Genomic DNA, 25,666 nt, shown 5'->3' on the forward strand with positions numbered 1-25,666 from the left:
GGGGAGGGGAACCGCCTCTACTTTCCACCATCCCATCAGGCTGCTAGGCTCACTCATCGGGAGGAGACGGCGATGGCGATCAATCTCGACGAGCTCAAGAACGCCACCAATCTGCGCGGGCGCGGCAGGGCGTTCATCGCCCCGCTCGACGGCCGCGCGCATGTCTCCGGCGAGCGCACCCCGCCGCTGCTCGACAAGACGATCCCCCAGCTTTTCTCCGACACGGTCGGCAGATACGCCACGCAGGATGCTGCCGTCTTCGTCGGCCAGGACAAGCGCTTCACCTGGAGCGAATTGTCGGACACGGTCGATACGCTCGCCGCCGGCTTCCTGGCGCTCGGCCTCGAAAAAGGCGACCGTGTCGGCATCTGGTCGCCCAACCGCTGGGAATGGCTGGTCACCCAATTCGCCACCGCTCGCATCGGCCTGATCCTGGTCAACATCAACCCGGCCTACCGGCTGACCGAGCTCGAATATGCCCTCAACAAGGTCGGCTGCAAGGCGCTGGTCACCGCCGCCAGTTTCAAGACCTCCGACTATCTCGGCATGATCGAGACGCTGGCGCCGGAGCTCGCCAAGGCCACCCCCGGCAAGCTCAAGGCGCAGAAATTGCCGGCGCTGAAGATCGTCATCCGCATGGGCGATGACAACTCGCCCGGCATGTTCAATTTCGCCGACGTGCTGTCGATGGCCGGCCGTGACGAGCATGACAGCCTCGACCGCATCTCCGAAGGGCTGAAGCCGGGCGAAGCCATCAACATCCAGTTCACATCAGGCACGACGGGCGCGCCCAAGGGCGCGACGCTGACCCACACCAACATCGTCAACAACGGCAATTTCGTCACCGCGGCAATCAGGCTCACCGTCGACGACCGGCTCTGCATCCCGGTGCCGCTCTATCACTGCTTCGGCATGTCGATGGGCACGATGGGCTGCGTCACCAAGGGCGCGACCATGGTTTTCCCGGGCGAGGGTTTTGACGCCGGCGCCACGCTGAAGGCGGTGGCGCAGGAACGCTGCACCGGCCTCTACGGCGTACCGACCATGTTCGTCGCCATGCTCGACCATGCGGATTTCGCCAGCTTCGATCTCTCCAGCCTGCGCACCGGCATCATGGCGGGCTCACCATGCCCGATCGAGGTGATGAAGAAGGTGGTGTCGCTGATGCATATGGAAGAGGTGACCATCGCCTACGGCATGACCGAGACCAGCCCGGTGTCGTTCCAGAGCAGCGTCGACGACCCGCTGGAAAAGCGCGTCTCCACGGTCGGCCGCATCCACCCGCATGTCGAGGTCAAGGCCATCGACGCCGATGGCGCCACCGTCGCAATCGGCACGCCCGGGGAGCTTTGCACACGCGGCTATTCCGTGATGAAGGGTTATTGGGACGACGCGGAAAAAACCCGCGAGGCGATCGACGCCGATGGCTGGATGCACACCGGCGACCTCGCCACCATAGATGCCGAGGGCTATTGCAACATCGTCGGCCGGGTCAAGGACATGGTTATCCGCGGCGGCGAAAACGTCTATCCCAGAGAGGTCGAGGAATTCCTCTACCGCCATCCCAAGGTCAAGGAGGTGCAGGTGTTCGGCATTCCCGACGCCAAATATGGCGAGGAGCTGTGCGCCTGGATCGTGCTGAAGCCCAACCAGATCGCCACCGAGCAGGAGATCAAGAATTTCTGCGCCGGCCAGATCGCCCACTACAAAATCCCCCGCTACATCCGCTTCCGCACCGAACTGCCGATGACGGTGACGGGAAAACCGCAGAAGTTTCTGATGCGCGAGGCGATGGTGGAGGAACTGGGGCTGGTGGTGCAGAAGACGGCTTGAGGGTTGAACGCCGGGGGACGGGACTGCCCGGCTTCGAAACGACACTGGGGTGCTCGACAGGCTTCCGCAAGGTTCGCCGAACGCATTGGGGCTTGAATGACTGGTTTCGCACGATCAGCGACTTCCTATGCGATGCCTTTGGCCGCGCTGGCACTGGCCGTTGCGGTCAGAGCCAGCGGGCTACCGGTGGACGAAGGTTCGCCGAGCGTCAGGATTCTCGTCGGAGCGCTCTCGAGTGCGATCATGTTCATCACTATTTTCGTGGTGCTCGATCACGCGAGGCGGTGGCCCACCGTGTGGGGGAACCCTACGGCACATTGGTGCTGACTTTTGCCGTAACGGCAATCGAGGTGTCGATCATCGTTTCCATGATGCTGCATGGAGAGAACAACCCCACGCTTGCACGTGAGTCCGTCTTCTCGACGGTGATGATTGCCTCCACCGGCGTTGTGGGGACGTGTCTCACGTTTGGCGGCTGGCGGCATCGCAAGCAGGCAATTGTCCGGCAAGGGACCAGCGCATATCTGGCGGTTCTGGCCGCACTGACCGTCATGACGCTTATCCTGCCGACCTACACGCGGACCACCGATCCCGGCACATTTTCGGCAGCTCAGCTTGGCCTGGTAAGCGTTCTTTCCGTGCTGCTCTATGCAAGCTTTGTGTTCGCGCAGACAATCCGGCATCGGGACGATTTCATCGAAGGACTGGCACACGACCTTTCGGCGCGAACCGCCCCTCACAAAAGCATCTCTTCCAGCGCTCTGCTCCTGGTAATCGGACTGATCGGAATTGTCATGCTCGCCGAGCAGGTCGCCGCAAGTGTTGAAAATGCGCTCGTTGCTTACCAGGTGACCCAGGCTGACAGCATTGTGGGGGCAATGATCGCGGGTCTGGTTTTGATGCCGGAAGCCATTTCGGCGGTTCGCGCTTCACTCAACAATGAGCTGCAGCGCGGCCTGAATGTCGCAATGGGTTCGGCTTGCGCCACGATTGGTTTGACGATACCTGCGGTCGCAGCAGCCAGCCTGCTTACGGGACGAGGGTTGACCCTGGGGCTCCCGGAAGCTGACGCAGTACTTTTGGTTTTAGCGCTTTTCATATGCGGCGTAAGCTTTAGCAACGAAAGGACGACCTTCCTGACCGGAATCGTCCATGCCGTTGTATTTTTTACGTATGTTTTTCTGGTATTTATCCCTTGAGGCTTTGGTGCGATCTGGCGACCAGCCATCAAGGCGGGTATTCTCGAACGCGCCTGATTTGAGCTTTTCGGGGTTCCCAAGGCGACATCCAAGACCCAAACGACTCACACCCCCATCACCACCCCACCCAGCCCGCGAATGATCTTCGCCAACTCGACGCACTCATCATGCCGCACCTTATTGCGGCGCCAGGCCAGGCAGATCGTGCGTTGCGGCATTGGCTCCTGGAACGGCACGATCTTGAGGTCCGGCATGGCGCTGGCCGGCCTTGCCGCCATTTCGGGGATGAGCGTGACGCCGAGACCATGCGCTACCATCTGCAAGAGCGTCGTCAGGCTGGTGGCGCCATAGCTTGCCATTGCCACCGGGCGCACGCTGCCGCAGAGCGCGAGCGCCTGTTCGCGCAGGCAGTGGCCTTCCTCCAAAAGCATCAGCCGCTCCAGCGCCGGGCTTTCCGGCGGCACCGGTGGCGAGGCGAAGGCTGGATCTCCGGCTGGCACGGCGAGGAAGAAGCGGTCGGCGAACAGTTCTTCGGTGACCAGGCCGGGCTGGTCGAGCGGCAGCGCGGCGATGAAGGCGTCGAGCCGTCCGGTTGCCGTGTCCTCGACTAGCGATGCGGTGACTGCTTCGCGCAGTTCGAGTTGCAGGGACGGAAAATGCCGTTTCAGTTCCGGCAATACATGCGGCAGCAGATAGGGTGCCACGGTCGGGATGATGCCCAGCCGGAAGCGGCCTTCCATGGCCGGGCGGCCGCGCCGGGCCGTCGTCTCGACATCACTGATGTCGCGCAGGATGCGCTCGATGCGTGGCAGCAGCGCTTCCGCCTCTTCCGTCATCCGCACCGTCTTGCCGCCGCGCTCGAACAGCCGGCAGTTCAGCCTTTGCTCCATCTCGGCGATCTGCGCGGACAGCGCCGGCTGGCTGACGCCGGCAAGTTTTGCGGCGCGGCCGAAATGCAGCGTTTGCGCCAAAGCCTCGAAGTATTGCATCTGCCGCACGGTCAAGCCAATCATAAGGAAAGCCTATCGCAACAAACAGGAAAGGCAATTTGTTTTTATCGAAGAGACGGCTTAGTCTGGAACCATTCCAGAGTGGCGCGGCTCCCGGCCGGCCCGGAAAAAACAACACATAAATCAGCAATTCGGAGGCCAAGATGGACGCGATGACCGACGACAACAGCGCCGGCAAATGCCCGGTCGCGCATGGAACCTCCGCCAGGACCAACCGCGACTGGTGGCCGAACCAGCTCGACATCGGCGTTCTCCACCAGCAGTCGAGCCTTTCGGACCCGATGGGCGAAGCTTTCGACTACGCCGCGGAGTTCAAGACGCTCGACCTCGACGCGGTGATCGAGGATTTGCACAAGGTGATGACGGATTCGCAGGATTGGTGGCCGGCCGATTTCGGCCATTACGGGCCGCTGTTCATCCGCATGGCCTGGCACAGCGCCGGCACCTATCGCATCGGCGACGGCCGGGGTGGCGCCGGTGCGGGCCAGCAGCGTTTCGCGCCGCTGAACAGCTGGCCGGACAACGCCAATCTCGACAAGGCGCGCCGGCTTTTGTGGCCGGTCAAGCAGAAATACGGCCGCAAGATCTCCTGGGCCGACCTGTTGATTCTCACCGGCAACGTCGCGCTGGAATCGATGGGCTTCAAGACCTTTGGCTTCGCCGGTGGCCGCGCCGATGTCTGGGAGCCCGAGCAGGATGTCGACTGGGGTTCGGAAACCAAGTGGCTCGACGACAAGCGCTATTCCGGCGACCGTGAGTTGCACGGCCATCTCGGCGCGGTGCAGATGGGCCTGATCTACGTCAACCCGGAAGGGCCGAACGGCAAGCCGGATCCGCTGGCCTCGGCCCGCGACATCCGCGAGACCTTCGCGCGCATGGCAATGAACGATGAGGAAACCGTGGCACTGATCGCCGGCGGCCACACATTCGGCAAGACCCATGGCGCCGGTGATGCAACACTGGTCGGCGCCGAGCCGGAAGGCGCGGGCATCGAGGCGCAGGGCCTCGGCTGGTCGAGCAAGCATGCCACTGGCATTGCCGGCGATGCGATCACATCCGGCCTCGAAGTTACCTGGACGACGACGCCGACCAAGTGGAGCAACAACTTCTTCGACAATCTGTTCAACTTCGAATGGGAGCTGACCAAGAGCCCGGCCGGCGCCCATCAGTGGACACCGAAGGGCGGCTCTGGCGCGGTCACGGTGCCGGACGCGCACAATCCCTCGAAGCGTCATGCGCCGGCAATGCTGACCACCGACCTCGCGCTGCGGGCCGACCCGGCCTATGAGAAGATCTCGCGCCGCTTCCATGAGCATCCGGAGCAGTTCGCCGATGCCTTCGCCCGTGCCTGGTACAAGCTCACCCATCGCGACATGGGGCCGGTCGTGCGGTATCTCGGCCCGCTGGTGCCGAAGGAAGAGCTGATCTGGCAGGATCCGGTTCCGGCCGTCGACCATGAGCTGGTCAGCGACCAGGATATCGCATTGCTGAAGGCCAAGATCCTGGCTTCGGGCCTCAGCGTTTCGCAATTGGTCTCGACCGCCTGGGCCTCGGCCTCGACCTTCCGAAACTCCGACAAGCGCGGCGGCGCCAATGGCGCGCGCATTCGCCTGGCGCCGCAGAAGGACTGGGAGGTCAACCAGCCTGTCGAACTGGCCACCGTGCTGGCGAAGCTCGAAGCCATCCAGAACGAGTTCAACGCAGGCGGCAAGAAGGTCTCGCTGGCCGACCTCATCGTGCTCGGCGGCGTCGCCGCGGTCGAGAAAGCCGCAACGGATGGCGGCAATGCGGTGAAGGTTCCCTTCACGCCCGGCCGCACCGACGCCTCGCAGGCGCAGACGGACGTCCATTCCTTTGCGGCGCTCGAGCCGAAAATTGACGGCTTCCGCAACTATGTCAGTGGCAAACCGCCCATGTCGGTCGAAGCCATGCTGGTCGACCGGGCGCAACTGCTCAACCTGACGGCGCCGGAGATGACGGTGCTGGTTGGTGGCCTGCGCGTGCTCGGCGCCAACACCGGCGGCTCGAAGCATGGTGTGTTGACCGACAGGCCGGGCACGCTGACGAACGACTTCTTCGTCAACCTGCTCTCGATGAGCACCATCTGGGATCCGGCCTCCGAGCCGGGCTCGCATGAGGTCTACGAAGCACGCGACCGCAAGACCAGGGCAGTCAGGTGGACCGCCACACGCGCCGACCTGATCTTCGGCTCGCATGCGCAGCTGCGCGCGCTGGCCGAGGTCTACGGGTCGGCGGATGCCGGGCAGAAATTCGTTGGCGATTTCGTCAAGGCGTGGACCAAGGTGATGAACGCCGACCGTTTCGACATCGCTGCCTGATGCAACCTCCCAAACGAAGGGCGCGGGCCGAGGCCCGCGCCCTTCGTTTTCGCAGGCTTCGAAATCAGACCTTTTCGAAGATGCGTGCCTTGGCGACGACGCCAGCGATTGCGCCGCCGATCAGCGGCGCAACGATGAACAGCCAAAGCTGGCTGAGGGCTGCGCCGCCGGTAAACAGCGCCGGGCCGATCGAACGCGCCGGATTGAGCGAGGTGCCGGTCACCGGGATCATTGCGAAGTGCAGTCCGGCCAGCGTCAGGCCGATGACCAGGCCGGCGAACGCCGTCGAGTGCTTCTCGGCGGTGACGCCGAGGATGACGGTGACGAAGGTGAAGGTGCCGATCAGCTCCCACAGGAAGGCCGAACTCGTCCCCCATTTCGCCACGTCCCAGCCATTGGCGCCGAAACCGGTGGTGTGCCCGCCGGTCTGGCCGGAGACGATGATCCACAGCGCCAGCGAGGCCAGAATGGCGCCGATGATCTGCGCGATCCAGTAAGGAATCACATCCTTGGCCGGCAGCCGGCCGGCAAGGAAGACGCCGAGCGTGACGGCCGGGTTGAGATGTGCGCCTGAGATGGGACCCACCGCGTAAGCCGCCGCAATCAGGCCGATGCCGAACGCCAGGCCGATGGCTTCCTGGCCCAGCGGCAAGTCGGCAAGAAAGCCACCCGTCGCCACCGACGCCGTGCCGATAAACACCAATAGAAATGTCCCTAGAACTTCCGCAAGATACGTTTTCATTGCCCTCTCCTCGCATCGATCCGTCGGTCCGCTTTTCCGCGCCGCGAATCATGGCGCAAAGAGTATTCCCAACGCAAAAGCTTGGAAAGCTGAGCAATTGCGCCACAGATCGTGCTTACGGCGGCCAGTTACCAACATTAGAGACCTTGCATATATTTGAGATTTGTTATCGCCGGCGGGCGGACATTTGCCGGCGGGGAAAATCGTCGGCCGCGAGCGGAAGGCCTCGTCGCCGCGAAATTCAAGCGGGGTTCAATCTCGACGCGAAACGCTCTAAGAGCAGGCCGAAAGATACTGTGCTCGATAGATGGAATGACGAATGCGACTGGGCGGACGGCTGGCGGCAGCCATTGAAGTGCTGGACGACATTGGCCGGCGCCACCGGCCGGTGGCCGATGCGCTGAAGGATTGGGGCCTGTCGCATCGTTTTGCCGGCGGCGGCGACCGCGCGGCGATCGGCAACATCGTCTACGACGCGCTGCGCCACAAGCGTTCCGCCGGCTGGCTTTTGGGTGAAGACACGCCCCGCGCCATCGGCTTCGGCGCGTTGCTTATCGAATGGGGCCAGACGCCGCAATCGCTCAACGATGCGCTCGAAGGTGACAAGTTCGCGCCGCCGCTGCTCAGCGCCGCCGAGTTGCAGGCGCTGGCCGAGCGCGGGCCTGAAGACGCGCCGGAGGCGGTGCGGGCGGACATACCCGACTGGTGCGCGCCGTTGTTCGAACGAGCCTTTGGCGCAGACTGGGTTGCGGAAGGGGCGGCCCTGGCGACCCGCCCGCCGCTCGACATCAGGGTCAACACGCTGCAGTCCGACCGCGCCAAGGTGCTGGTTGAATTGGCCGACACCGGCGCCAAACCGGCCGCTATCGCTCTGCAAGGCATTCGCATCCCGCCCATCGACGGCGACGGCAGGCACCCGAACGTACAGGCCGAGCCGGCCTTCCAGAAAGGCTGGTTCGAGGTCCAGGACGAAGGCTCGCAGATCGTTGCCGCCCTTGCCGGCGCGCAAGCCGGGATGCAGGTGCTCGATTTCTGCGCCGGCGCCGGCGGCAAGACGCTGGCGCTGTCGGCGGCGATGGCCAACAAAGGCCAGGTCTTCGCCCATGATGCCGAAAAGGCGCGGCTGGCACCGATCTTCGACCGCATCCGCCGTTCGGAAAACCGCAACGTCCAGGTCGTCACCAAGCCGGCCGAGCTCAGCCCCCTCGCAGGCCACATGGACATCGTGCTGGTGGATGCGCCCTGCACCGGCAGCGGCACCTGGCGGCGCCGTCCCGACGCCAAATGGCGGCTGACGCAGAGACAGCTCGATGCCCGCAAGGGCGAGCAGTCGGCGATCCTCGACGCGGCCAAGGCCTATGTCAAACCCGGCGGCCTGCTGGTCTACATCACCTGTTCGGTGTTCGACGAGGAGAATGGCGAGCAGATCGCCGCCTTTCGCGAACGGCACAAGGGCTTCGTTCCGGTCGATCATCGCGCGCTCTGGGATGCCAGCTTCCCCGGTCACGCAGCGGCCGCCCGGATCGGCAAGACAAGCGATATCTCGCTGTCGCCGGCTCTGAGCGGCACCGACGGCTTCTATTTCTGTGCGCTGCGTCGGGCGAATTGACGCTGCGATTGACAGGCTGACATAGCGCTCCAGTTGCAGATGCGCGGCGTCGGCCGCCAGACGGGGTAGAATTCTTGCAAAGATATGTGTCGCTTCGCTTTTCCTCCTTCTGGTGCTCGGCGGCGGCCTGTTGATCGGCTATGCGACGCTGCCGGGTGAATGGTATGCCTCGCTCGCCAAGCCGCCCTTCAACCCGCCCAACTGGGTCTTCGCGCCGGCCTGGACGCTCCTCTATGTGCTGATCGCCGTGGCCGGCTGGCGGACATGGGAGCGGGAACGAGCAGCCGCCGCGATGAAGATCTGGGCCCTCCAGCTTGTTCTGAACTTCGCGTGGTCGCCGACTTTCTTCGGCGCCAAACAGATGGGGCCGGCACTGGTCGTGATCCTGGCTCTTCTCGCCAGCATTCCGCTGTTCATAGCCACGGTGTGGAACCGCGACCGGGTTTCCGGCTGGCTGTTTGCGCCCTATGCCGCGTGGGTAGCCTTCGCCACCTTGCTCAACGCGTCGCTGCTCCTGTTGAACTGAGTGCTTTGCTGCAGTGCAGCAAAAGCATTTGCGTGGCGTTCAGGCGTCTGCGATAAGCTTTGCAGATAAATCAGGGCGATGGCCATGGCAGCAAAGATCGTACCCGCACCCGATTATGAGGACCGCGTCAGGGCGTCGTTCGCGCGCCAGCAGGCGATGGCGACCATCGGCGCCGAACTGACGCTTGTGACGCCGGGCATCATCGAGATCGAAATGCCCTATTCGGCCGCACTCACGCAGCAGCATGGTTTCCTGCATGCCGGCGTGATTTCGACCGCACTGGACTCGGCTTGCGGCTACGCCGCGTTCTCGCTGATGCCGGAAAATTCCGGCGTGCTGACCATCGAGTTCAAGGTCAATCTCCTAGCGCCCGGCCGGGGCGAACGCTTCCTGTTCCGCGGCTCGGTGACCAAGCCCGGCCGCACCATCATTGTCGCCGACGGCCAGGCCTACGCCTTTGCCGCCGATGGCGAGGCCAAGCTGATCGCGACCATGACCGGCACGATGATGACGGTGGTTGGCCGTGACGGGATAGCAGGCTGATGGCCAAAATTACGCGAATTGGTGGCAAGGACGTCCTCTTCGTCATGGCGGCGCAGGCCGAGTACGGTCCGCATCTGCAAAAACTGTTCACGCCGCTGATGACGGGCGTCGGCCCGGTCGAGGCAGGTGTGCGGCTCGGCGCCGAACTGTCATGGCTGAAGTCTGAGAAGACGCTGCCCGATCTCGTCGTCTCGCTCGGCTCCGCCGGCAGCCGCACACTGGAGCAGACGGAAATCTACCAGGCGGTCTCGGTCAGCTATCGCGACATCGACGCTTCGCCGCTAGGCTTCGAAAAAGGCGCGACGCCGTTCCTCGACCTGCCGGTGACCGTCCCGCTATCATTCAGGATACCGGGCATTAAAGAAGCCAGCCTGTCGACCGGCGGCGCCATCATCACCGGTGCCGCCTATGACGCCATCGCCGCCGACATGGTCGACATGGAAACCTTCGCCTGCCTGCGCGCCTGCCAGTTGTTCGATATCCCGCTTATCGGCCTGCGCGGCATTTCAGACGGTGCAGCCGATCTGCGCCACGTTGGCGACTGGACCGAATATCTGCATGTCATCGACGAGAAGCTGGCGGATGCAGTCGTGCGCCTCGAACAGGCCATCGGCTCCGGCACGCTACACAAGGAGCAGCCTGGGCAAGAGCCGGCAGCGCTCTGAAAGTCGGGCTACGCACCCCATTGCGCCGACTCGTTTCTTTCTCTAAAGGCTCGCCATGACGACAGCCAATCATCCCGATACAGTCCTGATTGTCGATTTCGGCAGCCAGTTTACGCAGCTCATCGCCCGCCGCATCCGCGAGGCTGGCGTGTTTTCCGAGATCGTGCCGTTCCAATCGGCCGAAGCTGCCTTCAAGCGCATCAATCCGAAAGCCGTGATCCTGTCGGGCGGTCCCGCCTCGACATCGGACATCGGCAGCCCGCGCGCTCCGCAGATCGTCTTCGATGCCGGCGTGCCGGTGCTCGGTATCTGCTACGGCCAGATGGCCATGTGCGTGCAGATGGGCGGCGTCGCCGAAAGCTCTAACCATCGCGAATTCGGCCGCGCCTTCGTCGAGATCGAAAAGGACAGCCCGCTGTTCGAAGGCCTGTGGGCGCCCGGCCAGCGTCACCAGGTGTGGATGAGTCATGGCGACCGCGTCATCTCGCTGCCCAAGGGGTTCGAGGTCTTCGGCAAGTCGGAAGGCTCGCCCTTCGCCATCTTCGGCAATGTCGCGCGCAAGATGTACGGCATCATGTTCCACCCCGAAGTGGTGCATACGCCGGATGGCGCCAGGCTGCTGAGAAACTTCGTGCACAACATCGCCGGCATCGAAGGCGACTGGACGATGCGCGCCTATCGTGAGCACGCGGTCGAGACCATTCGCAAACAGGTCGGCAGGGGCAAGGTGATCTGCGCGCTGTCGGGCGGCGTGGATTCATCGGTCGCTGCCTTGCTGATCCACGAAGCGGTAGGCGACCAGCTGACCTGCATTCTTGTCGACCATGGCCTTATGCGCAAGGACGAGGCGGCCGGCGTCGTGGCGATGTTCCGCCAGCACTACAATCTGCCGCTGATCCTGGTCGACGCGTCGGAAAAATTCATCTCGGCGCTGGAAGGCGAGTCCGACCCCGAGAAGAAGCGCAAGACCATCGGCCGGCTGTTCATCGAAGTGTTCGAGGAAGAGGCCAAGAAACTCGGCGGCGCCGATTTCCTGGCGCAAGGCACGCTCTATCCCGACGTCATCGAGAGCGTCTCCTTCACCGGCGGCCCGTCGGTGACCATCAAGTCGCACCACAATGTCGGCGGCCTGCCGGCGCGCATGAACATGCAGCTGGTCGAGCCGCTGCGCGAACTGTTCAAGGACGAGGTGAGGGCACTGGGCAAGGAACTCGGCCTGCCCGAAAGTTTTATTGGCCGCCATCCGTTCCCCGGACCAGGCCTTGCCATCCGCTGCCCCGGCGGTATCACCCGCGAAAAGCTCGAAATCCTGCGCGAGGCCGACGCCATCTATCTCGACGAGATCCGCAAGGCCGGCCTCTACGACGCCATCTGGCAGGCTTTCGCCGTGCTGCTTCCGGTGCAGACCGTCGGTGTGATGGGCGACGGCCGCACCTACGAATTCGTCTGCGCCCTGCGCGCCGTGACGTCCGTCGACGGCATGACCGCCGACTTCTACCACTACGACATGGCTTTCCTCGGCGCGGCGGCCACCCGCATCATCAACGAAGTCCGCGGCATCAACCGCGTCGTCTACGACGTGACGTCAAAGCCGCCAGGCACCATCGAGTGGGAGTGATTCAGGCCCACTCAAACGCCGCCGAAAACACGCCATTGTACGCCACAACCATTTGATAACACGTATAAATCCATTCGGAGACAATCAGCGACAATCGGTGCGGAGATTGGATTTGACGGACCGGCTGACGGACCTTCCGCAAATTGCTAGCTCAGATTTTTCGAAGTACCGTCAGATCCAATGAGGCTCTGACGGTGTTTTTTGATGCCTTAAGGCACTGGAGATAAAACAAAATTTCTGCCGAAGAGCCTCGAAATTGTACTGACGGTACTTTTCAGGAGGTAGCGGGGAATGCTGACGGACGTCGCCCTTAAAGCCCTGAACCAAAAGAGAACATCTACAAGATTGCGGACCGCGACGGCATGTATGTTCGCGTCATGCCCAGTGGCGCGATCTCCTTTCGGCTGGATTACAGGCTCAACGGAGGCCGCGAGACGGTCTATCTTGGCAGGTATGGACGGGACGGAATCTCGCTTGCCTCAGCCGGGAGAAGTGTCTCGACGCGAAGCGCGCTATTGGCGAGTGACGGTCGCCGGCGATAGAAAAGCAGCGCGACAAGCGCCGAGTTGTCACCCCGGTCTCCGGCCGACTTCAGCGCCGAAATGGCTACCAAACCAAAGCGATGCCCGGGCCTCCAAGGCCTCTTCTTATTCCGGCCAAGCCGGCCCGGAGCGCCGCATTCACTCACATCCCTTGAACCTGAGTGCAGAGTTGCCGCATCGAAGCCATTTGAGCAGCCGAGTTCGCGCCCGAACCCGTGCTGGTGCTGGCGGTCGTATCGCCAGCTGTATTCGAGGATCCCGACGTGCCGGTGGTTGTACCCGAACCAGTGCTGTTGCTGGCCGTGGTGTTACTGCCGGTCGAACCAGAGCTGCCTGAAGTGCCGGTGGCTGTGCCAGAGCCGGTGCCGATACTCGCCGTTGTATCACTGCCGGTCGAAGCCGAGCTACCTGACGTGCCGGTCATTGTGCCAGAGCCAGTGCCGTTACTGGCCGTCATCCTCGAGCAGTCGGAGCGAACCTGTGCCTGCTGTTCAGAGCTCAGGGACGACCAGTTCTTGCGGATCTCATCCTGCGACAGAAGTCTTCCCGAATTGGCGTCGCTGAAGAATGAGCCGGAGAGCTTGCTGTCCCAGCCGCTCGGGATACCGCTTTGGCCGGAGCCGGACGTAGAGCTCATACTGGACCCGGCCGATGAGCCGGACGTTCCGTTCGTGCCGCTGGATGTTCCCGACGACTGCGCCAAGGCCGCGGTGGCGAGACAGAGAGAGATCGCTGTAGCTGTCAAAATCTTACGTTTCATGTGAGTCTCCTTTGGGGTTCGACGCCGTTGCGGCGTCGAATCCTAATCCCGAGGAAAGGCACTTGTTCCTGTAAAGAGTGGAATTCGATGTCATGATCCTTGTGCACCAGCCTTGGCCTCGAATGCGATGCCGGAGCGCTTCAACGACGACTGACGCCTCAGGCGAGAGCTGTCCGCTACTGGGTGTTAGAGGCGATATGCGGAACGCTTCCCGAATAGTTGGGTGCCACCATCGGGTAATTGCGAGGCAGGTTCCATTTGGTTCGGTAATCGTCCGGATTCATGCCCAGTCGGCCAAGGTGCGAACTGCGTCGGGTCTCGGTTAGAGACAGGAGGGTGGCCTTTGCCGCGGCGTATAGCTCGACATGCGGAGCTCGTCTCGACCGCGCACACTCAATATGTTTTACGATGACGCCCCCCAGATGTCATATGAGCGAATGCCTTTCCGGCGAAATAAATTGCTCCCAGCAGGTCGACGCTCAGCACCTTCAGCCAGCCCGCTCTAGTGAATGCCTCAATGGTTAAAGATTATCAGGCCGGCGCGTTGTTGACGATTATTACCAACCTGCCGAACGCGTGAGCGCAAGTCGACAGCACCGTGATAGCGGCCTCCCCGGCGCGCCCCTTGTCAAACCGATGCGCGCCTTCTCGACCTTGCCTCCACCCACGTCGGCTCACCCGTGCACCTTCGGTGCCCAACCGCATGGCGATGGCCAGTCCAATGCCGCTTGCAGCACCGGTTACAATGCAGTCTTGTTATCCAGGCGCATCGGGTTCGACCTCTTTCTGGGGAGCAGCAAGTGGTTCAGTCCAGCCTTCAGCGACCCGATCCACGCTCAGCAGGCTGCGCGCATAATCCTGTTGCGCGCGAACAATGGCATCGTCTTGCTGTGAGGGAAGAAAGACCGGCAAAGCAAGGCAGACACTTTGTGTGGCCAACAGCTTGTTCCAGTTCGCGATCAGCGCCTTGAAAGCGCGCCCCACCGCCCTCGGATTTCGGTCGAGGTCATAGAGGCCGAGCGGATTGATCCGTCCGTTGTTCTCCCGAAGCGCACTGTCCCAGTCCACCTGATCCGTCAGCGAGTACCAGGTGAAGCCTACGATGGGGATGCCATCGTTGCGGATCCGCAGCACGTTGGCCCACTCTTTCCACAGCCAATAGACGGCCTCGTCTCCATTGGGGCCTTCGCTGATGTTGGTCTCCGTATGCATTACGGGAAGCCGGTAGCGGTTGAAGTACTGCCGCGTGATCTCGTCATAGCCAAACACCTCGCCGGACCCGGACGTCGTTCCGTCTGCCCAAACCCGATGTTCGTTGGTCTGGTAATAGTCGGTGCCCATCACGCAATGCCTGCGCAGATGGCTTTCCAGGAAGAAACTGTATTCTTCGGCCGTCATCCCGTTTTCGAGAAGATAGCGATAGGTGTGCGCGTCGACGTCATGACCGTAGTTGAGGTCAAGCGACAGGAAACGCTCGCTGTTGAACCGTTCCGCTCTGCCGACCGCCTCGGGAGAATCGGCGTGGAAGTATTCCGAGGATTCGCTCTGAATGAAGATGGCGTCCGGCCGCACCTCGAGAATCGCCCGCATGGCAAGCACGTTCGCCTTCACGATGTGCTTGAGGGCGGTGACGAAAGCAGTGTCGCTGCTCAGTTGTTCGTTCCACCATCCCCAGCGGGCCGAAAGGTGGCGCAGATGAACATCTCATTTATTGGGGTGAAGAGCTGGATCCACGGATAGCGCATCGCGAAATCCCTGGCGTAGTGCTCGAATAGTGTCGGAAAGTCCGGGTTCTGGAAGTTGCCAATCCAGTCCGGCACGCCAAAATGGCAAAGGTCGACGATCGGAAGAATGTCTTTCGCCTTCAGGTCCGCGAAGGTCTCATCGGCGAATGCCCAATCATAACGTCCGTCACCCAGCCATGTTTTGTGGATGGGAGGTCCGTAGCGGAGGAAATGCACCCCGAGATCCTGGACCAGTTCGAAGTCGGTGCGCCATCGTTCGTAGAAGCGGCATTTTTCCATTTCGTCGACGCGCTCCCGGCCTTGTCGAATGGTGGGGGTGCTGTTCTCGATGCCGGTGGCAAACATGAACGTGAACATTGATGGTCCTTAGCCAAGGCGGAGATGCCCGCGCTTGGTCAAACGTTCAGTGCTCGACGCAGTTCCTGCAAGACTGCTTGTCAAGTTCGGTGGGCGCCTGACAACCACGTGCCTGCAAGTGCTATTCACAGTCGGTTGACCGTTCGTTGCGAAAGGCAACGGCACATGGCGGAAAAGCCTTCGAACCGGCTTTTTGCCAAAGCCGGAGAATGGCTGGTCGAGAAGGTTCAGCGGCGATTTCTCCAGCCTCACCCGGCCATTCGGAAAGATGGCGCTACGCTCGTGATTGTGAGCAGGGGCCACCCAGGCATAGGCGGGTCGAGATTGGCGGAATTCTATCCCACGGTTCAAGCGAGCAGCTTGCGCCGAATATGATCGGACTATGCTGGACGGAGAGGTCGGCTTCGGGCCAGCCCAGTTGGCGTCAAACGGGTCTTTGCGAGTTAAGGCGGTATGGTAGTTATCCACGTTTGCAAACTGCAAACGGACGTTCCGCTGCCGGCCCCATTTGAGCCATTCACTGGGACGCAGACCCGCGGTACATCACCGATATTCTCGAAGCCAATAGTTGGTCTCGTTCATCGTCCCATGGTTCGACAGACCCATACGAGAGAATACGAGAGATATGGACCGGCGAACCATCCGCTGTATTGATCTCCTGTAGAAAACAGTGCCCCTCAGAGACTAGCATGATCGTTATTTGTCAATGCGCTGCGAAGCTGTTCGCCCAATTGATTCAAGAAGCTGATCCAGCCACTCCCTGACCGCATTTATCTTCTGCCGAACGGCAGCACCGCGCCTGAATCCTGCCTCCGGATCAATGTTCGCGTGCGCAAAAACGGCCGCTCGCGAACATACATTGACAGGTCCAGTTCCGAATAATAAGTTCGGTCATAGAACGAATTAACGGGAGTTCAATGTGACTGACCTGCCGCGCATATCCCGTCAGTTCTCACAGCGCTCCGTGATGGAAGCGATCGTCCAGGGCGGGCCGATCTCCCGCGCCTCGATCGCCAAGCTGACGGGCCTGTCGAAGCAGACCATCTCCGAAATCATGCGCGGGCTCGAGCAGGAGGGCTGGGTCCAGGAAACCGGCCGCACCAGCGGCCATGTCGGGCGCACCGCCGTCACCTACGAACTGGTCCACGACGCAGCCTATATCATCGCCGTCGACCTTGGCGGCACCAAGGTGCGGGTCGCGCTGACGGACCTTGCCTGCCAGATCTTTGCCGAAGCCGCCACACCGACCGACCCGCGCGGCGGCCAGTTCGTCGTCGATCAGATTGCAGCGCTGGCCTTCGATGCCGCGGCCAGACAGCACGTCGCGCGCAAGAAGATACGCCTGGCCGTCATCGGCGCGCCTGGCGCTCCTGACCCGGCCACCGGCCGCATTTTAATGGCGCCGAACATTGCCGGCTTCGACACAATGAATGTGCTGGATGCCTTCGAAGAAGCGCTCGGCGTCGCGGTGATGATCGAGAACGACGTCAATCTCGCGGTGCTTGGCGAGAACTGGCTCGGCCAAGGCCAGGGCATCGACAATCTCGCCTACATCGCGCTCGGCACCGGCATCGGCAGCGGGCTGATGCTGGGCGGCCATCTGGTGCGGGGTGCTGGGCACGCCGCCGGCGAGATCGGTTTCATGCCGATCGGGGCCGATCCCTTCACCGAGGAATCACTGCGCACCGGCGCATTCGAACGCGCGGTGGCCACCCACGCCATGACCGATCGCTACCACGCTCTCACCGGCAGGCAGGTCTCGGTGCCGGCAATATTCGAGAATGCCGCGCTTGGCGACAAGGACGCGCTCACCGTGCTCGACGAAACTGCCCGCCATCTGGCGCAAGGCGTTGCGGCAATCGCGGCAATCGCCAATCCAGAAAAGTTTATCCTCGGCGGCTCGATTGGGTTGCGGCCCGAAATCCTGTCCAGGGTGCAGGCGCTTCTGCCGCTATGCTTCCCCTATCCGGTCAGGGTCGAGGCGAGCGAACTCGGCGCACGCGCAGCCCTCATTGGCGCGGCGGCAATCGGCCTTGGCCAGTTGCACAACACGCTGTTCGGCGTCGACGCGCCTGATGGCCGGATTTCGCTGCCGCCTGCCCAGGCCGCCGCCCTGAAGGAGGCCGCGATATGACTCACGATATTACCGCCCGCCTGCAGGCAGCGCTCGACCGCGACGACGCACTAACGCTGTTTCGCCGCGCCATCGGCCGAGAGAGCATCACCGGCAACGAAGCCAACTTCGTCGACTTCCTAGAAGCCAGGATGCGCGACCTTGACCTCAGCGGCCTGACCAGGACGGAATTTCTTCCCGGGCGGCCCAACATCTGGGGCGAGCGCAAGGGGGCCGACCAGGGAAAGCGCCTGCTGTTCATGGGCCATACCGACACCGTCCATGTCGACGGCTGGCGCGAGCATTGGGCAGGCACCGAGCGTGAGGATCCGTTCGCCGCCCCGATCATTGATGGTGCTGTCTGGGGCCGCGGCTCAGGCGACCTCAAGGCCGGCATCACTGCTTCGCTGGCGGCACTCGCGCTACTCGACAAGGCAGGCGTTCGCCTCAAGGGCGACGTCGCCTTCGCTTTCATCGGCGACGAGGAGAGCGGCCAGCCCGGCACCGGCATTTCCGCCGGGATCAAGCACTTCGTCGGACGCATCGAGACCGGCGAGGTCACAGCACCCGATTTCAGCGTCTATGTCGAGCCGACCCGCCTGGCCGTTTATGCGGCGCAGATCGGCTTCTTCATCACCGATATCTCGATTACCGGCAAATCCGCCTATTTCGGTGTGCCAGAACTCGGCAAGGATGCGCTCCGTGCAAGCCATGCCGCGATGACGGCGCTTTGGAAGCATTCGGATGAGGTCGCCGCGCGCGCCGAGCACAAACTGGTCGGGCGCGGCTTCCTGCTTATCACCGGGCTTGCCGGCGGCGGCTACATTGCCGTTCCCGAGCGCTGCACGCTCTCGCTGATCCGTAAGCTGTTGCCTGGCGAAGACCTCGACACCGCCGCCGCCGAGATCGAGGCTGCCGTGCGCGGCGCGATCACCGATCCGGATATTTCGGTAGAGTTCGCCTACCCCGCCGGCCGCGACCACAGGCTGGGCGGCACCGCTGCCGAGATCGGCGAAACGCGGGCGGAAGTCGCCATGCTGTCCGACGCGATGGCCGGCGCAATGAGCGGACGCGGCGTCATCGAGGGCGCACCGTTCTGGTCGGAGTCCCCCTTCTTCATCAATCAGCTCGGTATTCCTGCCGTCTATTGCGCGCCCGGCGACATCAGGAATTGCCACACATTCGAGGAGCACGTGGATGTCGAGGAATATTTCGCCGGCATAGTCGGCTTCGCCGCCTTCATGGCCCGCTATTGCGGCGTGGCCGACTGAACCACCAACGAAGCAAAATGGGAGAACTGACATGCCGATGAAGACACTGATCGCCGCCGCCTTTGCCGGCGGATTGATGCTTGCCGCCAACCCAGCTTTCGCACAGACGGTCGGCCCGCAGGGCGAGAGCGCCACGCCGAGCGCCGACGTGATCCTAAGCGATGCCGACATCGCCGCGCTCAAGGACAAGGGCTACAAGGCTGCCTTGCTCTGGCACACCTCGTCCGATTTCACCAATGCGGTAACCGCCGGCGCCACCGACGAATTCGCCCGCGCCGGTATCACCATTGCGGTCAAAACGGATGCCCAGTTCGACTCCGCCCGCCAGCGCAGCGACATCGAGACGGCGTTGGCCGCAAAGCCCAACGTCATCTTGGCGCTGCCGCTCGACCCGGTCACCTCGGCAGAAGCCTTCCGCCAGGCGGTCAAGGACGGCACCAAGCTGGTGTTCCTGTCCAACTTGCCCAAGGACTACAAGCAGGGCACCGACTACGCTTCGATCGTGACTGACGATCTATTCCAGATGGGCAAGCAGGCTGCGGACGCGATGGCCAAGGCGATCGGCGGCAAGGGCAAGGTCGGCTACATTTTCCACGACGCTGCCTACTACGTCACCAACCAGCGCGACCAAGCCTTCAAGACCACCATCGAGAAGGTCTATCCCGACATCAAGATCGTCGCCGAACAGGGCATATCCGACCCGGCCCGCGCCGAGGAACTGGCCAACGCGATGCTTTTGCAACATCCCGATCTCGACGGCATCTACGTGACCTGGGCCGAGCCGGCCGACGGCGTGCTGTCGGCGCTACGCGGCGCCGGCAACGCCAGGACCAAGATCGTCACGCTCGACCTCGCCGAGCCGGTCGCGCTCGACATGGTCAAGGGCGGCAATGTCGCAGCCCTCGTCGCCGACAAGGCCTATGAACTCGGCCGCGCCATGGCTGCTTCCGGCATGAAGTCGCTGCTTGGCCAGCCGACACCAGCCTTCGTCGTCGCCCCGGCCCTGACCGTCACCAAGGAGAATGTCGCGCAGGGCTGGAAGGACTCGCTCAACCGCGACGCGCCGCAGCCGGTGCTCGACGCGTTCAAGTAAGGCTCTCGCTCCGGCGCGGCCCGCCGCACCGGAGCTTTTCTTCGACAACAAAAAGGGGAATCGGGACATGCGCATAGCATCTGCAATCATAACGACGGTGGCGAGCCTGCTAGCCATGCACGCCTTCGCCGCCGAAGGCGTCACCACAGGACCGAATGGTGAAAAGCCGGTGCCGGCGAGCAGTCTTACGCTGACGCCAGCCGAAGAGCAGCAGATCAAGGACGGCAAGTTCACCGCCGCCCTCGTCTGGCACGAGATGAGCGAATACACCAACGCCGTCAATGCCGGCGCCCATGACGAATTCAAGCGCCTCGGCATCGAGGTGGTGGCGCAGACCGATGCCGGTTTCGACGCCGCGCGACAGAAGGCCGATATCGAGACGGTGATGGCCAAAAAGCCGTCGATCATCCTGTCGCTTCCCGTCGATCCGGCGACTGCAGCTTCGGTCTACGATCCGGCACGACAGGCCGGCGTCAAGCTCGGCTTCGTCGACAATTCCCCGGCCGGCTACAAGCAGGGCAGGGACTATGTCACCATCGTCTCCGACGATCTCTTTCAGATGGGCAACAAGGCCGGCATCGCCATGGCCGAGGCGCTCGGCAAGAAAGGCAAGATCGGCTACATCTTCCACGATGCCGACTTCTACGTCACCAACCAGCGCGACCAGGCCTTCAAGAAGACCATCGAGCAGGACTATCCCGATATGAAGATCGAGGCCGAGGCCGGCATGGCCGACCCGGCGCGCAGCGAAGACATCGCCCAGGCGATGATCACCCAGCATCCGGACCTGGACGGCATCTATGTCACCTGGGCCGAACCGGCGCTGAGCGTGCTTTCGGCCTTGCGCGGTGCCGGCAACACGCACACCAAGATTGTCACGCTCGACCTCAATGAGCCTGCCGCGCTCGACATGGTCAAGGGCGGCAACATCGCGGCCCTCGTCGCCGACGAGGCCTACAGCATTGGCGTGACGCTGGCGCGCGCCTCGGCAGGTTCTCTGGTCGGCAAGAAGGCCGAACCATTCTATGCCGTAGATTCCATCGCCGTCACCAAGGACACGGTGAAGGACGGTTGGAAGAAGTCCCTCAACAGGGACGTACCGGCGGCTATCGCGGACGCGGTGAAATAGGCTCGAGGCGAAGCGCTCACCACCGGAGGAATAAAATGTCCAGTGCCAACACCAGCGCCGGTGGCAGCTTCGCCAGCCGCTTCAATCTGCAGCAATATGTCGTCTACCTCGGTTTCCTGGCGATCTTCCTGTTCTTCGCCATTGTGCTGAGGGACAGCGGCTTCCTCACCGTCCGAAACTTATCGAACATCGTGTTGCAGACGACGCCGGTGACGATCATGGCCATCGGCCTGGTCTTCGTCATGTCGGCCGGCGAAATAGATTTGTCGATCGGCTCGATCGTGGCGGTGGCGGCCCTTGCAGCCGCCGTCACCATCAACGCGTACGGCATGCCGGCAGGGATAGTCGCCGGCCTCGGCGCCGGCCTGCTGATCGGCGTCATCAACGGCGTGCTGGTGGCGTATGTCAGGCTGCCCTCCTTCCTGGTGACGCTGGCGACGCTCGGCCTGTTCGCCGGCGTTTCGCGTTCGATGACAGACCTTCGCTCGATCTCGGTGACCAACGAAGCGTTCACCGGCTTCTTCGGTTCCGGCTCGCTGCTCGGTGTCCCCTCACTCGTCTGGTGGTCGGTGATTGCCGTGGCCATCGGCCACCTGGTGTTCCGCGAAACCCGTTTCGGCGCGCATGTGCTGGCGACCGGCGACAATGCCCGCGCCGCAAGCGTATCGGGCATCAGCGTGCCCAGGATCAGGCTCGCCGTGCTGACCATCAGCGGCGGGCTCGCCGGTCTTGCCGGCTTGCTCTATGCCGGTCGCCTGCAGGCGGCGAAATATACTCTCGGCGAAACCGACTTGATGACGGTCATCGCCGCCGTCATCGTCGGCGGCACGCTGCTCAATGGCGGCAAGGGCTCCGTGGTCGGCGCGCTGGTCGGCTCGTTGATGATGGGCATGCTCAACAACGGCCTGATCCTGATGGGCCTGTCGGTCTCCGACCAGATGATCGTGCGTGGCCTCATCATCCTGACCGCAGTCGCCGTGTCGCTGCGCGAAAAGAACCGCTGAAGGAAGCCATCCATGTTTCTCGAGATTCTGCGCCGCCGCAACCCCGCCTTCATCGAATCAGCTATCCGGTTGCACCAGCAAGGTAAGTTGCCGGCCAATGCTTATGTGCTCGATCTCGACACGGTTGAGGCCAATGCGCGGGTTCTCAAGAGCGAAGCCAGCCGCAACGGCCTGAAGATCTTCGCCATGACCAAGCAGGTCGGCCGCTCCTCGTCGTTCTGCCGGGCCGTGATGCGCGGCGGCATTGACCGCGCGGTCGCCGTCGACATGGCTTGCGCCCGCGCCACCCACAAGGCAGGCATGAAGCTTGGCCATCTCGGCCATCTCCAGCAGGTCGCAAAATTCGAAGCGGCGGCTGCGGCGAAAACCTTCAAGCCGGACTACTGGACCGTGTTCAACGATACCAAGGCTGGGGAAGCGGCAACAGGCGCCAAGGCGGCCGGCTATGTGCAGGACCTGCTGGCCCGCATCGCCGCCGAAGGCGATATCTTCTATCGCGGCCATGAAGGCGGTTTCAATGCCGCCGACATTATCGATGTCGCCGACCGGCTGGATGCCGTCGAAGGCGGCCGTTTCGCCGGCATCACCACTTTCCCTGCTCTGCTGTTCGACCATGCTTCGCGAAAAGTGCTGCCGACCCCCAATCTGGCGACGCTCGCGAAAGCTGCGGAAGCGCTGGCTAAGGCAGGACGCAAGGACATTGAGATCAACGCGCCGGGCACCACGTCGAGCGTTATGCTGGCGGCACTCGCCGAGGCCGGCGCGACGCAGTGCGAGCCCGGCAATGGACTGCATGGCACCACCGCGCTGCATGTCATGGAAGATTTGCCGGAGCTGCCGGCGGTGCTCTATCTCACCGAGGTCTCGCATCTCTCCGGCGGCAAGGCCTATTGCCTTGGCGGCGGCTTCTACATCGATCCGATCTTCCCCGACTACGACGTCAAGGCGATCGTCTCGGCTGAACCGACGACGGCAGGCTCGGCACTGCGCAGCGTCGAGGTGCCGCCGCCCTCTGCGATCGACTATTACGCCATGATCGATGCCGCCGGCGCGAACGCGCCGAAGCCTGGCGACAGCGCCGTGTTCGGCTTCCGTGGCCAGGCCTTCGTCACCCGCGCCCATATTGTCGGCGTGTCGGGCATTTCGACGGACAATCCGAAAGTGGAAACCATCGAGAACGGCTTCGGTGAACCCTATGCCTGGCCAGTCTAGGAGAAACACATGACGGTGAGCGCGCCCATCCTTCAGCTGCACGACATTCGCAAGAATTTCGGCGGCATCACCGCGATCGAGAGTTTTTCGCTCGAGGTTTTCCCGGGCGAGATCGTTGCACTCGTCGGCGACAACGGCGCCGGAAAGTCGACGCTGGTCAAGATCGTCTCGGGCGTCCACCCGCCCTCGTCCGGCACCATCGTCATCGAAGGAAAACCGGTGACGATGTCGAATGCCACCATGGGGCGCGCGCACGGCATCGAGGTCGTCTACCAGGACCTGGCGCTGGCCGACCAGCAGACGGTCTACATGAACATGTTCCTCGGCCGCGAGCCGCTGAACCGCCTCGGTTTGCTCGACCGCCGCCGCATGATCGACGAGACCGAGAAACTGGTGAAGGAACTGGACGTGCGCATCCCCTCCGCGCACGCCACTATCCGCGATCTCTCCGGCGGCCAGCGCCAGGGCGTTGCGATCGCGCGCGCCACGCATTGGGCAAGCAAGCTGATCCTGCTGGATGAGCCGACGGCGGCGCTGGGCGTTGCCGAAACCGCCCGGGTGGAGGCTATCGTCCAGTCGCTGAAGCAGCGCAATGTCGGCATCCTGATCATCAGCCACAGCCTCGACCAGGTCTTCAAGCTCTCCGACCGCATCTGTGTTCTCAGGCGTGGCAAGCAGATTGGAATTCGCGAGACCGCGAAGACCGATAAGAACGAGATCATTGCCATGATCACCGGCCTGCAGCAGCAATAGCAGGAACCTCTCTGAGAGCCCCCGCCCGAGATCCGGATGTTGTCGGCGATCACGCGATCGATCAGCTTGTGCCGCGTGGTGATCGCCATCGGCCCGTCCTGGTCGTAGCTGCCTTGCCACTCCGGATGCGGCGCCAGCAGCGCTGGCACATACATCGTGTCGGCCGAAATCATGCGCTGTTCCTTGCCGGAGTTTGCGAGGTAGACCGAGTGGCCGGGCGTGTGGCCGGCGCAGCGATGATCTGGAAGCCGGGCGCGACTTCGGCGCCGTCATGGATGCTGCTGGAGCTGCTGCGTCTGGTGAAGTTGCCTGCATCGCCTGAATTTCTCCAGGCGTATCCGCACCAGCTTTCTGGCGGCCAACAGCAGCGCGTTGGCACCGCTATCCCAGTCTCGATTTGATAGGACCTATGCAATGTATGGCGGCGCCGACATCACCGTGCCGCCCGGCGGCGTCAAGCTGTCCGGCTTCGGTCGCGACAAGTCGCTGCATGCGCTGGACAGATACACCCTCTCAAAACAGCCTGGATTTCTCTCGGCTGACCGTTTCTCGCTAAGCGCTGCCGAGGATGAAATCGGCGCAGCGGTCGGCGATCATGATCACCGGCGCGTTGGTGTTGCCGCTGATGAGACGCGGCATGATCGAGGCGTCGCTGATGCGTAGGCGCGGCACGCCGCGCACGCGCAATTGCGGGTCGACCACCGCCTGGTCATCGCTACCCATCCGGCAGGTGCCGCAGGGGTGATAGACCGTCTTGGCATGTTCGAGGATGTGGTCTGTTATGGATTGATCGGAAAGGTCGGCGGCCCCGCCCGGCGACAGCTCCTCGGCGATCACCGCCTGCAGGGCCGGCTGACGCAGGATGGTGCGGGCGATCTTCATGCCGGCGAGCAGCAGGGCAACACCAAGATGCGACGGCAGGCTTTCCCTACGAAACCCGCTTCGAGGATCTGGAATATCTCACCACCGGTCGCACCGATCTGGTTTCGGTTCTTACCAACAATGCCTACCTCCATTCCCATTCCTCATTCTTTTGTCTTCCTGCTTGTCCTGGCGGCGGTGATGTTGGTCGTTCTGCACCGTACCGCCTTCGGACTATACCTCTACGCCGTCGGCAAAAATGAAGAGGCCGCGCGGTTTTCGGGAATCCGTACCGGCCGGGTTATCATCTGCGCCTATGTGATCTGCGCCGGGCTGACGGCGCTGTCATCCATCTTTCTCGCAATGTACACACGCTCGATCCTGCCTAGCTCGCACGGCAATTTCTACGAGCTCTACGCGATCGCCGCCGCCGTCCTTGGAGGGTTCTCGTTGCGGGGCGGGGAAGGCTCAATCATTGGTGTGGTGCTTGGAACGATCTTGCTGCAGGTGCTTCAGAACCTTGTCAATCTTCTAGGCATTCCCTCCTCACTCAACTTTGCCGTGAGTGGATCGGTGATCCAGATCGGGGTACTGGCCGACCAGGAATACACAGAGTTTCGAAAGCGCCGCGAATTGATGCGGGGCCGGCTCGCAACCGCCGAAGGTAGGCTGTGATGCCCGAGCCGGTGAAATAGGTTGTTCACGGCAGTTGCGATCGCCGACCGGTTGGCTGCTTGCGCCC

General features: G+C 62.6%; 24 protein-coding genes and 3 pseudogenes. 20 read left to right on the top strand and 7 right to left on the bottom strand.

Going from position 1 to position 25,666, the window contains the following annotated elements:
- Positions 1–72 precede the first annotated feature (72 nt).
- A complete protein-coding gene (locus tag ACYG9V_RS09575) occupies positions 73–1,833 on the top strand; it encodes an AMP-binding protein (protein WP_352765709.1) in 1,761 nt (586 codons plus the stop codon).
- A gap of 320 nt (positions 1,834–2,153) precedes the next feature.
- Positions 2,154–3,032, top strand: coding sequence for a calcium:cation antiporter (locus tag ACYG9V_RS09580; protein ID WP_352765754.1), 879 nt, complete (start codon positions 2,154–2,156; stop codon positions 3,030–3,032).
- A 104-nt stretch (positions 3,033–3,136) separates the two neighbouring features.
- Here the strand turns inward: ACYG9V_RS09580 and ACYG9V_RS09585 are convergent, their stop codons facing one another.
- Entirely contained in the window at positions 3,137–4,045 is a 909-nt protein-coding gene (locus tag ACYG9V_RS09585) for a hydrogen peroxide-inducible genes activator (RefSeq protein ID WP_023823630.1), read from the bottom strand.
- Positions 4,046–4,185: 140 nt separating this feature from the next.
- On the opposite strand from ACYG9V_RS09585, the gene katG reads away from it, so the two are divergent.
- Positions 4,186–6,381, top strand: coding sequence for a catalase/peroxidase HPI (gene katG, locus ACYG9V_RS09590; protein WP_352499502.1), 2,196 nt, complete (start codon positions 4,186–4,188; stop codon positions 6,379–6,381).
- Positions 6,382–6,445: 64 nt separating this feature from the next.
- On the opposite strand, the gene ACYG9V_RS09595 is transcribed toward katG, so the two are convergent.
- Complete coding sequence (locus ACYG9V_RS09595) at positions 6,446–7,123, bottom strand: MIP family channel protein (RefSeq protein ID WP_352596972.1); 678 nt, start codon at positions 7,121–7,123, stop codon at positions 6,446–6,448.
- Positions 7,124–7,442: 319 nt separating this feature from the next.
- Here ACYG9V_RS09595 and ACYG9V_RS09600 point away from each other — a divergent pair, with 319 nt between their 5' ends.
- From ACYG9V_RS09600 to ACYG9V_RS09630, 7 genes and pseudogenes are all read left to right on the top strand, one after another.
- Positions 7,443–8,732, top strand: a complete 1,290-nt coding sequence (locus tag ACYG9V_RS09600; protein WP_352762937.1) for an RsmB/NOP family class I SAM-dependent RNA methyltransferase — start codon at positions 7,443–7,445, stop codon at positions 8,730–8,732.
- A 130-nt stretch (positions 8,733–8,862) separates the two neighbouring features.
- Positions 8,863–9,258 carry a TspO/MBR family protein gene (locus ACYG9V_RS09605; RefSeq protein WP_352762936.1) on the top strand — a complete coding sequence of 132 codons (396 nt, stop codon included), beginning with the start codon at positions 8,863–8,865 and terminating at the stop codon, positions 9,256–9,258.
- Between the two features lie 84 nt (positions 9,259–9,342).
- Complete coding sequence (locus tag ACYG9V_RS09610) at positions 9,343–9,801, top strand: PaaI family thioesterase (protein ID WP_023686843.1); 459 nt, start codon at positions 9,343–9,345, stop codon at positions 9,799–9,801.
- A complete protein-coding gene (locus ACYG9V_RS09615; RefSeq protein WP_352712837.1) occupies positions 9,801–10,466 on the top strand; it encodes a 5'-methylthioadenosine/S-adenosylhomocysteine nucleosidase in 666 nt (221 codons plus the stop codon). Before ACYG9V_RS09610 ends, ACYG9V_RS09615 begins: the two co-directional genes overlap by 1 nt.
- Positions 10,467–10,521: 55 nt before the next feature.
- On the top strand, positions 10,522–12,084 hold the full coding sequence (gene guaA, locus ACYG9V_RS09620; RefSeq protein ID WP_023692332.1) for a glutamine-hydrolyzing GMP synthase: 1,563 nt from the start codon (positions 10,522–10,524) through the stop codon (positions 12,082–12,084).
- Between the two features lie 291 nt (positions 12,085–12,375).
- Positions 12,376–12,607: pseudogene (locus tag ACYG9V_RS09625) on the top strand (Arm DNA-binding domain-containing protein); the annotation flags it as partial.
- Positions 12,608–12,847: 240 nt separating this feature from the next.
- A complete protein-coding gene (locus ACYG9V_RS09630) occupies positions 12,848–13,390 on the top strand; it encodes a protein TonB (RefSeq protein ID WP_245260041.1) in 543 nt (180 codons plus the stop codon).
- Positions 13,391–13,562: 172 nt separating this feature from the next.
- Here the strand turns inward: ACYG9V_RS09630 and ACYG9V_RS09635 are convergent, their stop codons facing one another.
- From ACYG9V_RS09635 to ACYG9V_RS09645, 3 genes are all read right to left on the bottom strand, one after another.
- Positions 13,563–13,808, bottom strand: a complete 246-nt coding sequence (locus ACYG9V_RS09635) for a MucR family transcriptional regulator (protein WP_373420121.1) — start codon at positions 13,806–13,808, stop codon at positions 13,563–13,565.
- Positions 13,809–14,142: 334 nt separating this feature from the next.
- Positions 14,143–14,997 carry a hypothetical protein gene (locus ACYG9V_RS09640; RefSeq protein ID WP_352762934.1) on the bottom strand — a complete coding sequence of 285 codons (855 nt, stop codon included), beginning with the start codon at positions 14,995–14,997 and terminating at the stop codon, positions 14,143–14,145.
- A gap of 38 nt (positions 14,998–15,035) precedes the next feature.
- Positions 15,036–15,488 carry a family 1 glycosylhydrolase gene (locus ACYG9V_RS09645; RefSeq protein ID WP_352762931.1) on the bottom strand — a complete coding sequence of 151 codons (453 nt, stop codon included), beginning with the start codon at positions 15,486–15,488 and terminating at the stop codon, positions 15,036–15,038.
- Between the two features lie 919 nt (positions 15,489–16,407).
- On the opposite strand from ACYG9V_RS09645, the gene ACYG9V_RS09650 reads away from it, so the two are divergent.
- The 7 genes from ACYG9V_RS09650 to ACYG9V_RS09680 all read left to right on the top strand — a co-directional run bounded on the left by ACYG9V_RS09650 (position 16,408) and on the right by ACYG9V_RS09680 (position 24,063).
- The gene (locus ACYG9V_RS09650) at positions 16,408–17,622 is read left to right on the top strand and encodes an ROK family transcriptional regulator (RefSeq protein ID WP_023681814.1); all 1,215 of its coding nucleotides are present in this window, start codon (positions 16,408–16,410) and stop codon (positions 17,620–17,622) included.
- The gene (locus ACYG9V_RS09655) at positions 17,619–18,872 is read left to right on the top strand and encodes a M20 family metallopeptidase (RefSeq protein WP_352762929.1); all 1,254 of its coding nucleotides are present in this window, start codon (positions 17,619–17,621) and stop codon (positions 18,870–18,872) included. The genes ACYG9V_RS09650 and ACYG9V_RS09655 overlap by 4 nt, the downstream gene beginning before the upstream one ends.
- A 31-nt stretch (positions 18,873–18,903) precedes the next feature.
- The gene (locus ACYG9V_RS09660) at positions 18,904–19,965 is read left to right on the top strand and encodes a substrate-binding domain-containing protein (protein WP_031194643.1); all 1,062 of its coding nucleotides are present in this window, start codon (positions 18,904–18,906) and stop codon (positions 19,963–19,965) included.
- 67 nt (positions 19,966–20,032) lie between these two features.
- Positions 20,033–21,094 (top strand): substrate-binding domain-containing protein, encoded by a 1,062-nt coding sequence (locus tag ACYG9V_RS09665; protein ID WP_352762928.1) that lies wholly within the window; start codon positions 20,033–20,035, stop codon positions 21,092–21,094.
- Positions 21,095–21,129: 35 nt separating this feature from the next.
- On the top strand, positions 21,130–22,098 hold the full coding sequence (locus tag ACYG9V_RS09670) for an ABC transporter permease (RefSeq protein ID WP_023692325.1): 969 nt from the start codon (positions 21,130–21,132) through the stop codon (positions 22,096–22,098).
- Positions 22,099–22,110: 12 nt separating this feature from the next.
- Positions 22,111–23,310: an alanine racemase gene (locus tag ACYG9V_RS09675; protein WP_023708374.1), complete on the top strand. Its 1,200-nt coding sequence runs from the start codon at positions 22,111–22,113 to the stop codon at positions 23,308–23,310.
- A gap of 9 nt (positions 23,311–23,319) precedes the next feature.
- Positions 23,320–24,063, top strand: coding sequence for an ATP-binding cassette domain-containing protein (locus tag ACYG9V_RS09680; RefSeq protein ID WP_023686849.1), 744 nt, complete (start codon positions 23,320–23,322; stop codon positions 24,061–24,063).
- A 23-nt stretch (positions 24,064–24,086) separates the two neighbouring features.
- Here the strand turns inward: ACYG9V_RS09680 and ACYG9V_RS09685 are convergent.
- A pseudogene (locus tag ACYG9V_RS09685) lies at positions 24,087–24,340 on the bottom strand (MBL fold metallo-hydrolase); the annotation flags it as partial.
- On the opposite strand from ACYG9V_RS09685, the gene ACYG9V_RS09690 reads away from it, so the two are divergent.
- Positions 24,300–24,464: a hypothetical protein gene (locus tag ACYG9V_RS09690; protein WP_023704359.1), complete on the top strand. Its 165-nt coding sequence runs from the start codon at positions 24,300–24,302 to the stop codon at positions 24,462–24,464. The pseudogene ACYG9V_RS09685 and the gene ACYG9V_RS09690 overlap by 41 nt on opposite strands.
- A gap of 16 nt (positions 24,465–24,480) precedes the next feature.
- Positions 24,481–24,605: pseudogene (locus ACYG9V_RS09695) on the top strand (aldehyde dehydrogenase family protein); the annotation flags it as partial.
- Positions 24,606–24,615: 10 nt separating this feature from the next.
- Here the strand turns inward: ACYG9V_RS09695 and ACYG9V_RS09700 are convergent.
- Positions 24,616–24,945 (bottom strand): GMC oxidoreductase, encoded by a 330-nt coding sequence (locus ACYG9V_RS09700; RefSeq protein WP_023753926.1) that lies wholly within the window; start codon positions 24,943–24,945, stop codon positions 24,616–24,618.
- A 120-nt stretch (positions 24,946–25,065) separates the two neighbouring features.
- Between ACYG9V_RS09700 and ACYG9V_RS09705 the strand changes: the two genes are divergently transcribed.
- A complete protein-coding gene (locus ACYG9V_RS09705) occupies positions 25,066–25,599 on the top strand; it encodes an ABC transporter permease (protein WP_050591080.1) in 534 nt (177 codons plus the stop codon).
- Positions 25,600–25,666 lie beyond the last annotated feature (67 nt).

The sequence above is a fragment of the Mesorhizobium sp. W016 genome (assembly GCF_054719485.1).